The sequence below is a fragment of the Stenotrophomonas sp. LGBM10 genome (genome assembly GCF_046736075.1).
Taxonomy (GTDB): domain Bacteria; phylum Pseudomonadota; class Gammaproteobacteria; order Xanthomonadales; family Xanthomonadaceae; genus Stenotrophomonas.
In genome coordinates, this window is sequence record NZ_CP177163.1 from 2,172,960 (window position 1) to 2,187,082 (window position 14,123).

A 14,123-nucleotide genomic window follows, 5' to 3' on the forward strand; every position below is an offset into this window, starting at 1 on the left:
GTGTGGTCCACCGTTACTTGGTGATGTCCACGCCGCGGGTTTCCTTCAGGAACAACCCGCCCACCACGACCGTCATCAGCGCGATGATGATCGGGTACCACAGGCCGTAGTACAGGTTGCCGGTACCGGCCACCAGCGCGAACGAAATCGCCGGCAGGAAGCCACCGAACCAGCCGTTGCCGATGTGGTACGGCAGCGACATGGAGGTGTAGCGGATGCGGGTCGGGAACAACTCGACCAGGTAGGCAGCGATCGGGCCGTAGACCATCGTCACGTAGAGCACCAGGATCCACAGCATCAGGATGGTGCCGGGGATGTTGATGCGGGCGTTGTCCGCCTTGGCCGGGTAGCCGGCCGAGGTCAGTGCGGTCTTCAGTTCGGCACCGAACGCATCGGCCTTGGCCTTGCCGTCTTCCTTGGTCAGGCCGGCGGCCTCGTAGGAGGTGACGCTGGCGCTGCCCACGTTGATCGCCGCCAGCGAGCCGGCAGCCGCCGGCTGCACTTCATACGGCACACCGGCCTTGGTCAGCGCGGCGGTGGCGATGTCGCAGGAGCTGGTGAACTTGCGCACCGCAACCGGATCGAACTGGAACGAGCAGGTGTTCGGATCGGCCACCACCAGCGCCGGCGACGTTGCGCGGGCTTCTTCCACGGCCGGGTTGGCGAAGTGGGTCAGGCCCTTGAACACCGGGATGTAGGTGACGGCGGCCAGCAGGCAGCCGGCCAGGATGATCTTCTTGCGGCCGATACGATCGGACAGCCAGCCGAAGAAGATGAAGAACGGCGTACCCAGTGCCAGCGCCGCGGCGATCAGCAGGTAGGACGTGGTGGCTTCCACCTTGAGCATGCTGCTCAGGAAGAACAGGGCGTAGAACTGACCGCCGTACCAGACCACGGCCTGGCCGGCAGCGGCGCCGAGCAGCACCAGCAGCATCAGCTTCAGGTTGCCGCCCTTGAGGCTGTCGCGGAACGGGGTCTTGGAGCCCTTGCCTTCGGCCTTCATCTGCTGGAACAGCGGCGATTCGCTGAGCTGCAGGCGGATCCACACCGAGATGCCCAGCAGCACGATCGACACCAGGAACGGAATGCGCCAGCCCCACGCTTCGAACGCCTCGTTGCCCAGGAAGTAGCGGCAGGCCAGGATGATCAGCAGCGACATGAACAGGCCCAGCGTGGCGGTGCACTGGATGAAGCTGGTGTACAGGCCGCGCTTGTCGGCCGGTGCGTGTTCGGCGACATAGGTCGCCGCGCCACCGTACTCGCCACCCATTGCCAGGCCCTGGGCCAGGCGCAGGACGATCAGGATCACCGGGGCGGCAAAGCCGATCGAGGCATAGTTGGGCAGTACGCCGACCAGGAAGGTCGAGATGCCCATGATCAGGATCGTGACCAGGAAGGTGTACTTGCGGCCGATGCGGTCGCCGAGGCTGCCGAAGAACGCCGCGCCGAACGGACGCACGAAGAAGCCGGCGGCGAAGGCCAGCAGCGCGAAGATCATGCCGGTGGTTTCATTGACGCCGCTGAAGAACTGCTTGGCGATGATCGCGGCAAGCGAACCGTACAGGAAGAAGTCGTACCACTCGAAGACGGTGCCAAGGCTGGACGCGAAGATGACCTTCTTGTGGCCCTGGGTAAGTGCAGCTTTTGCAGGTACAGGTGTTGTTGACATGGGACGCTTCCCCTCCGAAGCAATCATTGGTAGCGCCGACTGTGTGCCGGCGTTCGTGTTGTCATCCGGTAGCGCCGACCGTGGGTCGGCACGCCGTTAAAAACTGTATTTGGTGGTGAACTGCAGCCGGTTGATGTCACCCTTGCGGCCGTCCTCGATTTCGCGCACGCCGTACATGTATTCGGCGCCGATATCGACCTTGGGCATCGGCGTGTAGAACACGTTGCCGCGGATGCTCTGCACGCTCTTGGTCACCAGCGGACCGAGCGTGCCGCTGTTGTCGTAGTCGCTGCGCGCGTAGATCAGGTTGGTGCGCAGCTTGGGGGTGAAGGCGTGCCGCCAGCCCACGTAGCCGGCGAGCACGCCGGTCGGGTCGAGCTCGTCACGGGCGATGTCGTAGGCGGTATCGGCGGTCACGCCGAGGCCCACATAGCGGGCGATGCCTTCGCCGCCGCTGAGCTGGTAGTGCAGGGTGTCGCTGTCACCCATCACCCACTTGCCGCCCAGCGTCAGGCCGCCACCGATCTTGTCGGCGTCGGCGCGGGTGGCCTGGTTGTCGACCTTGAGCTGACGCACGATGCCGCCCACGCCGAAGGTGCCCCAGTCGCCCTTCCAGCCGTAGCGCAGGGTCAGGTCCGGCAGCGAACCACGGTCGCTGTTGCTGGCCACGTTGGTCCACGCGCCGGTGACCGGGTTGCGGGTGCCGGTGAGCACGGTGGTTTCCGGGTTTTCCAGCGCAACGCTGAAGCCGCCCTGGGTGTAGCGGATCTGTGCCTGGCGCACGAACAGCACACCGTCGGTGGGGCCGACGAAGTCGACGGCTTCCGGCAGCGATGCCGCGTCCATGAAGTTGGACCAGGTCTGGCCGGCCATCCAGTTGTTCCAATACATATACGCGTGGCGCAGGGTCACACCGTAGGTATTGGTCGCGGTCTGGTTGCCCAGCGAGTTGCCGAAGAAGTCCATCTCGAAGAACGCACCGGACTTGTTGCCCTTGTCCGACACGTTGTCGATGCCCAGGTTGAAGCGCGAGAACTTGGCGTGGGCATTGAAGTCCACGTCCGACCGCTCGCCGCTGCCGCCGGCACCGGCCACCGGGGTCTGGCCCGGCAGGTACAGCGCGCGGCCGGTGGCATCGTCGGCAAGCTGGCCATCGCCGGTCTGCGTGGCCAGGAAATCGGCCTTGATGAAGCCACCGATCTTGACCGTGGTGCCCGGCGCGGCGCCCGGGGTGATGGTGGTGACCTGGATCGGCTGCTTGCCTGCCGGCACGGTGGCCGTGCCCGGCTGCTGGGCCTGCAGGGTGCGGACCGCGGTGACATCGGTCTGCGCCTGGCTGATCTGGGTCTGTTGCTGCTGCGAGGTGGACAGCAGCAGCTGCACCTGGCGTTCCAGCTCGGCGACGCGGGCTTCCAGCTGCTTCTCTTTGGCGGTTTCGGCAAACGCCATGCCAGGCGCCACCAATGCGACCAGCAGGCAGGTCGCCAACGGCGTGCGCATGGTCTTCAACATACGGGTACTCATGTTGCCCTCTCTCCCGGGTGGCAAAGTGATCGCCGCGTGTGGGGTCACGGTCGAGCCGAGCGTGCGTCAGCCTGACGCACCCCGGTATTAGCCATTGGTCGTACCTGCGCCACCGGCGTGGGTACCTGGACAGCGGCGCCGGGCAGCAGGTGCCGCAGGCAGCTGTGTGGCTACCGGGTGGCGGTCGATACGCGGCCCCCCCCGGTACGACGAAGGTCTAACCACTCCGATAACGCGGAGGCGGATGGATGCGGCAAACTGAGGGGGATGAATCGCGGGTTATGCTGCGATCGCACAACCCAAGTCCTAGTGCAAGTGAGGGTGCCATGGCCGATATTTACCCCGTCAAGGCGGATTTCTCCGCCAAGGCGCGCATTGACAAGAACACCTACCAGCAGCTCTACCGCGAGTCGGTGGAGAATCCCGACGCGTTCTGGGGCAAGGCCGCAGAGCGCCTGGACTGGTACACCACGCCGTCGACGATCAAGAACGTCAGTTACCAGCTCGACGACTTCCGCATCAAGTGGTTCGAGGACGGCGAACTCAACGCCAGCGTCAACTGCCTGGACCGGCAGCTGGCCACGCGCGGCGACAAGGTCGCGCTGCTGTTCGAACCGGACAGCCCGGATGCGCCGGCCCAGGGCGTGACCTACCGCGAGCTGTACGAGCGCACCTGCCGCCTCGGCAATGCCCTGCGCAACCTGGGCGTCAAGAAGGGCGACCGGGTCACCATCTACCTGCCGATGATCGTTGATGCCGCCGTGGCCATGCTGGCCTGCGCACGCATCGGCGCGATCCACTCGGTGGTGTTCGGCGGCTTCGCGGCCAATTCCATCGCCGACCGCGTGATCGACTGCGGCAGCAAGCTGATCATCACCGCCGACGAAGGCCTGCGCGGCGGCAAGAAGATCCCGCTGAAAGCCAACGTCGATGCCGCACTGAAGCTGCCCGGCACCACCACCGTGGAAACGGTGCTGGTGGTGCGCCACACCGGCGGTGCGGTGGACATGCAGGCGCCGCGCGACCGCTGGTTCCATGATGTGGTGGACCCGCAGCCGGCCACCTGCGAACCGGAACGGATGAACGCCGAGGACCCGCTGTTCATCCTCTACACCTCCGGCTCCACCGGCAAGCCGAAGGGCGTGCTGCACACCACCGGCGGCTACCTGCTGTATGCGGCCTACACCCATGAAGCGGTGTTCGACCTGCGCGAAGACGACATCTACTGGTGCACCGCCGACGTTGGCTGGGTCACCGGCCACAGCTACATCGTGTACGGGCCACTGGCCAACGGCGCGACTTCGCTGATGTTCGAGGGCGTGCCGAATTTCCCCACCACCTCGCGCTTCTGGGAGGTGATCGACAAGCACCAGGTCACCCTCTTCTACACCGCACCGACCGCGATCCGCGCGTTGATGCGCGAAGGCGACGCACCGGTCAAGCGCACCTCGCGTGCCTCGCTGCGCCTGCTCGGCAGCGTTGGCGAACCGATCAACCCGGAAGCGTGGCGCTGGTACTACGAGGTCGTCGGCGACAGCCGCTGCCCGATCGTGGATACCTGGTGGCAGACCGAAACCGGCGGCATCCTGATCTCGCCGCTGGCCGGTGCGATCGACCTCAAGCCCGGCTCGGCCACGCTGCCCTTCTTCGGCGTGCAGCCGGCGCTGGTCAACGCCGATGGCGAGATCCAGGAAGGCGCCACCGAAGGCAATCTGATCATCCGCGATTCCTGGCCGGGCCAGATGCGCAGCGTCTACGGCGACCACCAGCGTTTCATCGACACCTACTTCCGCACCTACCCGGGCAGCTATTTCACCGGCGACGGCTGCCGCCGCGACGAGGATGGCTACTACTGGATCACCGGCCGCGTGGACGATGTGATCAACGTGTCCGGCCACCGCATCGGCACCGCCGAAGTGGAGAGCGCGCTGGTCTCGCACCCGAAGGTGGCCGAGGCAGCCGTGGTCGGCTTCCCGCACGACATCAAGGGCCAGGGCATCTACGCCTACGTGACCCTGATTGCCGACGAGACGCCCAGCGAGGAACTGCACAAGGAGCTGGTGGCCTGGGTGCGCAAGGAGATCGGGCCGATCGCCGCGCCCGACCACCTGCAATGGGCGCCGGGTCTGCCGAAGACGCGGTCCGGCAAGATCATGCGCCGCATCCTGCGCAAGATCGCCGAGAACGCACCGGACCAGCTTGGTGACACCTCGACCCTGGCCGATCCGTCGGTGGTGGCCTCGCTGGTGGAAGAACGCAAGGTGAAGTAAGGGCCGCACGCGGCACGACAGCCCTCTCAATCAGGGGGCTGTCATCTCGATACACTCATTGCGTTACGTCGCGTTACCCCTCCGCAACATGGCCCCACCATGACCACCCTGCTGATTGCCGATGACCACCCGCTGTTCCGCGAAGCCCTTCGCGGCGCGGTGCAACGCGTGATTCCCGGCGTGCAGCTGTACGAAGCGGACAGCGTGGAAGCGCTGTACCTGCTTGCCGACCAGCACACCGATGCCGACCTGGTCCTGATGGACCTCAACATGCCGGGCGCGCAGGGTTTCAATGCGCTGGTGCACATGCGCGCCCTGCACCCGCAGCTGCCGGTGGTGGTGGTGTCCGCACGCGAGGAACCCACGGTGATGCGTCGCGCGCTCGACCACGGCGCGTTCGGCTTCATTCCCAAATCCGCCGACTCGGACACCATCGGCCACGCGCTTGGCACCATCCTCGATGGCGAGACCTGGGCGCCGCCGGAAGCGCACAACGTGCCGCCCACCGAGCGTGAGGAGCGCGAGATCGGCCAGCGCCTGCGTGAACTCACCCCGCAGCAGTTCCGGGTGCTGCAGATGCTCGGGGTGGGCCGTCTCAACAAGCAGATCGCCTACGACCTCAATGTTTCCGAGGCGACGATCAAGGCGCATGTCACGGCGATCCTGCGCAAGCTGGGTGTCACCAACCGCACCCAGGCGGTGTTGATGGCCGGCAAGTTGGCCATTGATGAAGAGCAGATCGTGTTGCCTCCGGAAGAGGATTGAGGCGGGGGTTGAGGGCAGCCGACTAACAGTCGGCTCTACCGGTCGGATCTACCGGTCGGCTCTACCCGCTTCGGCTGTATAGCCGAAGCTATGAAACCCAGCGCTGCCTGCGCAATTCGCGGTGGGTGCTCCATTTTCCGATGCCGGTGCTAAGCTTCGCGTCCCCTTGGGGAGTAGCCTGTTTCCTGCGATAGGAAACGCCCGTATCAACATACTCGGCCAGTGCGCCGTGGTGCGGGCAGCCATCTTGGTTGGCGAGACCAGCGGTCCGCGTGCGCAACGACAGGTTGGGCGCGAACGCGGTCCGTTGCTCGCAATCGCCCGACCTGCCGTGTATGCCCCCATGTCTCCACTTTCGATCCTGCTGATCGGCTTTGCCATGTCCACCGATGCCTTCGCTGCGGCGATCGGCAAGGGCGCGGCGATGCGCAAGCCCCGCTTCCCGGATGCCGTGCGCGCCGGCCTCATCTTCGGCGTCATCGAAGCCATCACGCCGGTCATCGGCTGGCTGCTCGGCCGCGCCGCGCTGCAGTACGTGGAGGCGTTCGACCACTGGATCGCGTTCGGTCTGCTCGGTGCGCTGGGCGTCCACATGATCATCAACGGCATCCGCCCGGACAGCGACGACGCGGAGGACGACCCGGACAAGCACCACGGCTTCTGGCGCCTGGCCCTGACCGGTTTCGCCACCAGCATCGACGCGATGGCAGTCGGCATCGGCCTGGCGTTCCTGGACGTGAACATCGGCGTGATGGCGCTGGTCATCGGCCTGTGCACCTTCAGCATGGTCACGGCCGGCATCATGCTCGGCCGCGTGCTGGGCAATATGGTGGGCAAGCGCGCCGAGATCATCGGCGGCCTGATCCTGATCATCATCGGCGCCACCATCCTGTACGAACACCTCAGCGGCGCCATCGCCTGAGCCAGGCCCGACGCACCCGCGGCTACATATCGCCGCGGGTGTCGTGGAAGGCCGCCAGGAACGCACGCAGCGACGCCGGCTTGATCGGCTTGGTCAGCAGCCGGTAACCCCGTTCGCGCGCCATGCGCTTGAGCTCGTCGCGGCCATCGGCGGTCAGCAGTGCGCCGGGAATCGCCCGGCCGGCCTTGTCGCGCATCGCCACCAGCGTATCCAGCCCATCCAGGCGGTCGTGCAGGTGGTAGTCCACCAGCATCACGTCGGGCCGCTCGGCAACCTTCTCCAGGGCCTGGTCCACGGTACTGGCGGTGATCACCTCCACCTGCCAGCGCCCCAGCAGCGCGCGCATGCCATCCAGGATTTCCTGGTCGTTGTCCACGCACAGCACGCGCATGCCAGCCAGCGAGTCGGTACGGGTGGCCGGACTGGCCACCGGCAGCGCCGTCACGGATGTCGGCAGGTCCGGCGCGTCCACGCGCGGCAACAGGATGGAGAACATGCTGCCGCTGCCGACCCGGCTGCGCGCATTGAGGCGGTGGTCGAGCAGGCGAGAGATGCGCTGGCAGATCGACAGGCCCAGCCCCAACCCCTGCTCGCCCCAGTCGAATGGCTGCTGGTAGCGGTGGAACTCATCGAAAATCTGCTGCATGTGGTGTTCGGGAATGCCTGGGCCGGTATCCCACACCTGCAGCTCCACTTCCTGCCCACGCTGACGCACCGCCAGCACGATACGGCCCTGCCGGGTGTAGCGCAGCGCGTTGGCCAGGAAGTTCTGCAGCACCCGGCGCAGCAGCCGGCGGTCGCTGCGCACCCACGCCGGCCGCGCGAACAGATCCAGCCGCAGACCGCGCCCGGCAGCCACCGGCGAGTACTGCGCGGCCAGCTCGCGCATCAGCAGACTCACATCGAAATCGCCGATCACCGGATGCAGGCCACCGGCATCCAGCCGCGACACGTCCAGCAACCCGTCAAGCAGCTCTTCGGCCGCGCGAAGCGAGGCGTCCACGCGCTCGGCCAGGTGGCGTTGTTCCTCGTTGTTCTGGTGGCTGTCACGCAGCGCCGAGGCGAACAGCCGCGCGGCGTTGAGTGGCTGCAGCACGTCATGGCTGATGGCGGCCAGGAACCGGGTCTTGGACTGCTGCGCCACCTCGGCCTCGTGCGAGCGCTCGGCCACGCGCTGTTCCAGCGTCTCGTTGGCCTCCAACAGCGCCTTTTCGGCATGTTTGTAATCGGTGATGTCGTTGTAGCTGGTGACATAGCCACCGCCGGGCAGCGCCTGGCCGCGCATTTCGATCACTTTGCCATCGCTGCGGGTGCGCTCGAACACATGCGGTGACCCGGCGCGCATGTAGCCGATGCGGCGGTTGATCTGCACGTCGATGTCGCCCTCGCCCAGCTCGCCACGTTCGGCGTTGTAGCGGATCAGGTCGGCCACGGGGCGGCCCACGTACAGCATGCCGTCGGGGTAGCCGAACATCTGCTGGTAGCGCCGGTTCCACGCGGTCAGGCGCATGTCCGGATCGACCACGCTGACCCCGGCGCTGATGTTCTCCAACGTGGTGGACAGGATCTCGCGGTTGAAGCGCAGCTCCTGCCCCGCTTCGTCGAGCACCGCCACCACTTCGCCCAGGTCCATGCCCGAGCCGCGCAGCAGGCTGGTCAGCAGCAGGCGCGCCGAGGCCGCGCCGATCGACGCGGCCAGCAGCCGCTCGGTGAACTGCACCCACGCGCGGTCGGCCGGCGCGGAGGCCTGCAGCTCGCGGCCCATCGACTGCGCCTGCTCGAAGAACGAGCGGCGCGCATGACGGTCGCCCACCACCCGCGAGGCCAGCGCCAGCAGGTCGCCGACGTGCACGTTGCCGGGCCAGGCACCGGCCACCGAGGGTCGCTGTGCGTACGGGTCCAGGAACGGCGCAGCGCGCAGGCGCTCGTCCACGCCGGGCCGCCAACGCACCGACACCAGCACCATCGCCGCCACGTTGACCAGCAACGACCAGAACGTACCGTGCGTGAGCGGGTCCCAGCCGCTCATGCCGAACAGGTGCTGCGGCTGCAGCCAGCCGATCCCGAACGGGCCCTGCACCAGCCACGCGGCCTCCATCCAGCCGGCGTGGGTCAGCGCCGGCAGCAGCAGCGTGTACGCCCAGGTGCCGAAGCCCAGCAGCATGCCAACCTCCACACCCCGGCGGCTGGCACCGCGCCAGTACAGCCCGCCGATCAGCCCGGGGGCGAACTGCGCTACCGCAGCGAACGCCATCAGCCCGTACGACGCAAGGGTGCTGTCGTTGCTGCTGCCGCGGTAGTAGCTGTAGGCCACCAGCGCCAGCAGCAGGATCGCGGTGCGGCGGATCCACAGCACCCGCGAGGCCACGTCGGCCGCTTCCTGATGGTCGCCACTGCGACGCAGCAGCACCGGCATCACCAGGTCGTTGCTGACCATCGTGGCCAGCGCGATCGAAGCCACGATCACCATGCCGGTGGCGGCGGAGAAGCCGCCCACGTAGGCCACCAGCGCCAGGAACTTGCGGCCTTCGGCCAGCGGCAGGGCCAGCACCATGCTGTCGTCGGCCACGCTGCCGCCCGTGCCGAACAGGGTCACGCCGGCGGTGGCGATTGGAATCACCATCGCCGAGATGATCACCAGGTAGGCGCCGAACATCCAGCGCGCGCGGCGGATGTCGCGCACGTCGCCGCACTCCACCACGGCCACGTGGAACTGGCGTGGCAGGCAGATGATCGCCAGGAAGCTCAGCAGCGTCTGCGAGATGAAGCCCACCGGCGGCAGGCCGCTGAACAGCGTGTGCGCCGACTTGATCACCGCATCGGTGCGGTCGTTGAGCCACAGGTAGGCGAACAGGCCCAGCGCGACCATCGCGATCAGCTTGATCATCGACTCCAGCGCGATGGCCAGCATCATGCCGTGGTGGTGCTCGGTGGCATCCACCTGGCGGGTGCCGAACAGGGTGGCAAACAGCGCCATCAGCAGGGCCACGTACAGCGCCGGATCGGTAAAGAAGCCGGTCGGGCCGACGTTGCCGGTAAGTACCTGCAGGCTCATCGCCACGGCTTTGTACTGCAGCGCCAGGTACGGCACGATGCCGATCAGCGCGATCACCGCCACCAGCGCGGCCAGGCGCCGCGAGCGACCGAACCGCGACGAGATGAAGTCGGCGATGGAGACCACGTTCTGGCTGCGCGCGATCAGCGCCAGCCGCTCGATGATGCGCCAGCCGAACACCCACAGCAGCAGCGGGCCCAGGTAGATCGGCAGATAGCCGATGCCGTTGCGTACGGCGGTACCGACCGCGCCGTAGAACGTCCACGACGAGCAGTACACCGCCAGCGCCAGGCTGTAGACCACCGGACGCAGCCACGGGCGGTCCGGGTACATCGGCCGACGGTCGCCCCACCACGCCACGCCGAACAGCAGCGCGGCGTAGGCCACCGAGACCAGCAGCAGGATCCAGCTGGAGACCACAGGGTTGTTTCCGCGAGAGCAGCCCGCAGTGTAGCGGCTGGACGCCCCGCCTCGCGGCCCGGATCAGGCCTGTGCGGCCGCCAGCGGGCGGGTCGGCAGCCGGATGCTCACCTGCGTACCGTGCCCCTTGGCGCTCTCCACCTGGATCTGGCCCCCCGCCGCCTGCACCAGGCTGGCGGTGACGGCCAGCCCGAGTCCGGTGCCCTGCCCCATCGGCTTGGTGGTGAAGAACGGTTCCAGGCACCGCGCACGCACCTCCTCGCTCATGCCGTGGCCGCTGTCGGTGACCCGCAGGACCACCTCGTCGATGCGCGAGGGCTGCGCCACGGTCACGCTGAACCGCCCGCCCTCCGGCATGGCCTGGTGGGCGTTGACCGCCAGGCTCAGCAGGATCGACTCCAGCTGGGCCGGATCGAAATGGATCAGGCACTGCACCTGTCCGCTGTCCACCTCGCACTGCACTGCGGTGTCGAAGACCTGCTGCAGCATCGGTGCCATGCCGTCCACGGTCGTGGCGACATCCAGCAACCGGGGGCGGCTGTCTTCGAGCCGGCTGAAATCGAGCAGGCGCCTGCTGACGGCGGTCGCGCGCCGCACCGCGGAGTCGCCGCCCTGCAGCGCTGCCTGCAGTTCGCCGCCCTGGCTGCGCCGCGCCTTGGCGATGTAGCTCTGGATCAGCGCCAGCAGGTGATTGAAGTCGTGCGCGATGCCGCTGGCAAGACGGCCGACGTTCTCCATTTTCATCGCGTGTACCAACTGGTCGCGCGAGCGTTCCTTCTCCTGCATCTCCAGTTGCAGCTGATCGCGCTTGCGTGCCAGGTCGCGGCCGTGCTCCCGTGCCACCCGCAGGCTCTCACGCAGCCCGGTGACGCTGTGATGCAGCAGCCAGGCAGCCAGCAGGGTGCCGAACACGCAGACCGCCAGGTCGTTCACGGCGGCCAGCAGCCGATCGGACTGGAACATCAGGCTCGATGCATCGACCCAGGCCCCCACCACGATCAGCACGCACACCCAGGCGGTCACCCCTGCCAGCGGGCGCCGCCCGAGCACGGCCGCTACCAGCATGACCGGCATGAGCAGCACCAGTTGCAGCCGCAACTGCGCCGCCAGCCCCCAATACGCATAGGCCACCGTGAGCAGGATCAGCTGGCCGCAGACGAAGGCGGCCGCCGCGCGCAGCGCCCGTCCCGCACGCTGCTCGAGCAGGCACAGCAGGCACAGCAGCGCATGCAGCCCGGCGATCACCGGAACCATCAGGTCCAGGCCCAGCCCCATCCGCAGCGCGGTCCAGCCGGCCATCAGCAGGTGGAACAGACCCACCATGCACAGCAGGCCACGCAGCATGGTCTCGGTATGGCGACCCAGCGACTGCGGCGCAGCAGTGGGGCGCGAACCGGACCGTGGAGACGGTGCGGAAGTGGGCATGCGGGGCAGGCTCCAGGCCGGGGCGACGGCGCCCGGCAGCAAGGAGGGTATAGTAGCGGCGGCGGGGGCCGGCAGTAGCGTCATGGACGCGCCGCATCACCGCCTGCCTGCACTCGACCGGGAAGTCGTTGCTCCTATGCCTACGTTGTCACCTGTCCGTCGCGGTGTGTCCGCGCTCGTGTGTCTGTTGTCACTGGCTGCGCCCTGCGCGCTGGCACAGCATCCGGTCAACAGCGCGCCACTGGCTGCCCAGGTCCAGCAGTGCCACGCCCTGCTGACCAGCGCGCCACGCACCTCTCTGCAGATGGCGCAGGCGCTGCTCGCCTCGCCGACGCTGCCGACCTCGATCGAGATCGGCGCGTTGGGGTGCCTGGGCGTGGCGTTGCGATCGCAGGGCCAGCTTGACCAGACCGCGGATCTGCCGGGTCGGCTGCAGGCGGCGGCCGCCCGCCCGGATGCGAATGCCGAAGACCGGCTCCGCGCCCAGTCGATGGCCGCACACCTGCTGCTGTGGCGGGGCGATCATGCGCAGGCGCTGGAGCTGACCAACCACTTCCTGGAAGAGGCCGTCCGCCAGCGGGATGTGCAGGGGCAGATCGGCGCATTGATGCAGATCGCCATGATCCGCGGCGACGCGATGGGCGACGCGCAGGGCGCGCTGACCTATCTGCAGAAAGCCACGGCGCTGAACCAGCACATGCGACGGCCGCCCAACCCGGGCGATCTGCTCCTCTACTACAACTACGGCTTTGCGCTGCTGCAGATGCAGCGGCATGAAGAAGCCTCCACCGCGTTCAGCCGTGCCGAAGCCATCGGGGCCCGCCTGGGGGGCCAGGACGTGTTCCTGCACCGCATCGCCAGTCACCGCGCCGAGATCCAGCGCCTGCGCGGGCAGTTGCCCGAGGCCGAGGCAACCTTCCGCAGCGTGCTTGCCTGGCAGGCCCTGCAGGACCCGCAGGGCCAGGTGGTCACCCTGCAGCGGCTGGCCCGGCTGACCATCGACCGGGCAGGTGCCGAGGCCGCGTTGCCGCTGGCAGAGCAGGCCCAGGACGCGGCGGAGCGGGGTCGCTTCACCGATGAAGTCCGCGCCGGCCTGGATCTGCTCAGCGACATCCACACCCTGCTGGGCGAACGTGCCCTGGCGTTGCAGTACGCGCGCCAGGCCCGCGATATCGACCGCGCGCGCAGCAAGGGCGACACCCTCAATCAACTCGCCCGGCTGCAGGCCACCGCGGAACGCAGCATCGACCCGGCCGAAGTCAACGCGATGCAGGACCTGGGCCGCGTGCGCGTTCTTCGCAACAGCGCGCTGGTGGCGCTGCTGGTGGTGGTGGCCGTCGCCACCTTCATCGTGCTGCGCATGCGCCGGCAGCGGCGCCGCCTCACGCTGCTGAGCAGCACCGACATGGTGACCGGGCTGGTCAACCGGCGGGAAGCCGGGCAGCTGCTCGCCGCGGACCGGGCCAAGGCCGGCGCCGAGCAGCGCAGCGTGGTGATGCTGGTGGAGCTGGATGCGTTCAAGGCCCTCAACGACCGCCACGGCCAGGCGGCAGGCGATGCCGTGCTGCGCGCGGTGGCCCGATGCCTGGGCCAGCACTGCGACAGCCATGACCGGATCGCGCGGTGGAGCGGCGCCACCTTCCTGGTGACCCGGCACGATACTGCGGCGCCGGCCGCACAGGCGCTGGCCAGCCACCTGCGCGCCGCGATCGAGCGGCTGGTGGTGGATATCGGCCCCGGCCAGCACCTGACCGTGACCGCCAGCATCGGCATCGCGCCACTGCCGCTGTTCACCGATGCGCCGGACGCGCTTGATGACAGCCTGCGCGCGGCCGACCGGGCACTGCAGAGCGCCCGTCGCAGCGGCCACAATGCCTGGGCCATGCTCTGGGGCGAGAACGCCGGCCGCGACGTCGATCTGTACAGCCTGCTGCACGACCCTGCCCGCGCGATGGCGTGCGGCTGGGTGTCGCTGGCCGGAAGCCGGCCGATGGCCTGGCTTCCGCCGCGACCGGAGCCCGTCCGGGCACCGGCCGATCAGGACGTGCAGACCGGCACCTGAGCGCCGCACCC

Annotated in this window: 8 protein-coding genes; 4 read left to right on the plus strand and 4 right to left on the minus strand. The window is 67.8% G+C overall.

Translation table 11 applies throughout. From position 1 onward, the window contains the following. Window positions 1-13 precede the first annotated feature (13 nt). Together ACLB90_RS09245 and ACLB90_RS09250 are read right to left on the minus strand one after the other, a co-directional pair. Complete coding sequence (locus tag ACLB90_RS09245) at window positions 14-1,669, minus strand: MFS transporter (RefSeq protein ID WP_411852638.1); 1,656 nt, start codon at window positions 1,667-1,669, stop codon at window positions 14-16. A gap of 96 nt (window positions 1,670-1,765) precedes the next feature. Next, entirely contained in the window at window positions 1,766-3,193 is a 1,428-nt protein-coding gene (locus ACLB90_RS09250) for a DcaP family trimeric outer membrane transporter (protein ID WP_411852639.1), read from the minus strand. Window positions 3,194-3,519: 326 nt separating this feature from the next. On the opposite strand from ACLB90_RS09250, the gene acs reads away from it, so the two are divergent. The 3 genes from acs to mntP all read left to right on the plus strand — a co-directional run bounded on the left by acs (window position 3,520) and on the right by mntP (window position 7,150). After that, window positions 3,520-5,463 carry an acetate--CoA ligase gene (gene acs / locus ACLB90_RS09255; protein ID WP_411852640.1) on the plus strand — a complete coding sequence of 648 codons (1,944 nt, stop codon included), beginning with the start codon at window positions 3,520-3,522 and terminating at the stop codon, window positions 5,461-5,463. A gap of 99 nt (window positions 5,464-5,562) precedes the next feature. Then, window positions 5,563-6,228 (plus strand): response regulator, encoded by a 666-nt coding sequence (locus ACLB90_RS09260; protein ID WP_411852641.1) that lies wholly within the window; start codon window positions 5,563-5,565, stop codon window positions 6,226-6,228. A gap of 343 nt (window positions 6,229-6,571) precedes the next feature. Further along, the gene (mntP, locus tag ACLB90_RS09265) at window positions 6,572-7,150 is read left to right on the plus strand and encodes a manganese efflux pump MntP (protein ID WP_411852642.1); all 579 of its coding nucleotides are present in this window, start codon (window positions 6,572-6,574) and stop codon (window positions 7,148-7,150) included. A 22-nt stretch (window positions 7,151-7,172) separates the two neighbouring features. On the opposite strand, the gene ACLB90_RS09270 is transcribed toward mntP, so the two are convergent. After that, a complete protein-coding gene (locus ACLB90_RS09270) occupies window positions 7,173-10,625 on the minus strand; it encodes a NahK/ErcS family hybrid sensor histidine kinase/response regulator (protein WP_411852643.1) in 3,453 nt (1,150 codons plus the stop codon). A gap of 63 nt (window positions 10,626-10,688) precedes the next feature. Then, window positions 10,689-12,050 (minus strand): sensor histidine kinase, encoded by a 1,362-nt coding sequence (locus ACLB90_RS09275; protein ID WP_411852644.1) that lies wholly within the window; start codon window positions 12,048-12,050, stop codon window positions 10,689-10,691. 187 nt (window positions 12,051-12,237) lie between these two features. On the opposite strand from ACLB90_RS09275, the gene ACLB90_RS09280 reads away from it, so the two are divergent. After that, window positions 12,238-14,112, plus strand: a complete 1,875-nt coding sequence (locus ACLB90_RS09280) for a diguanylate cyclase domain-containing protein (RefSeq protein ID WP_411852645.1) — start codon at window positions 12,238-12,240, stop codon at window positions 14,110-14,112. Window positions 14,113-14,123: the final 11 nt, after the last annotated feature.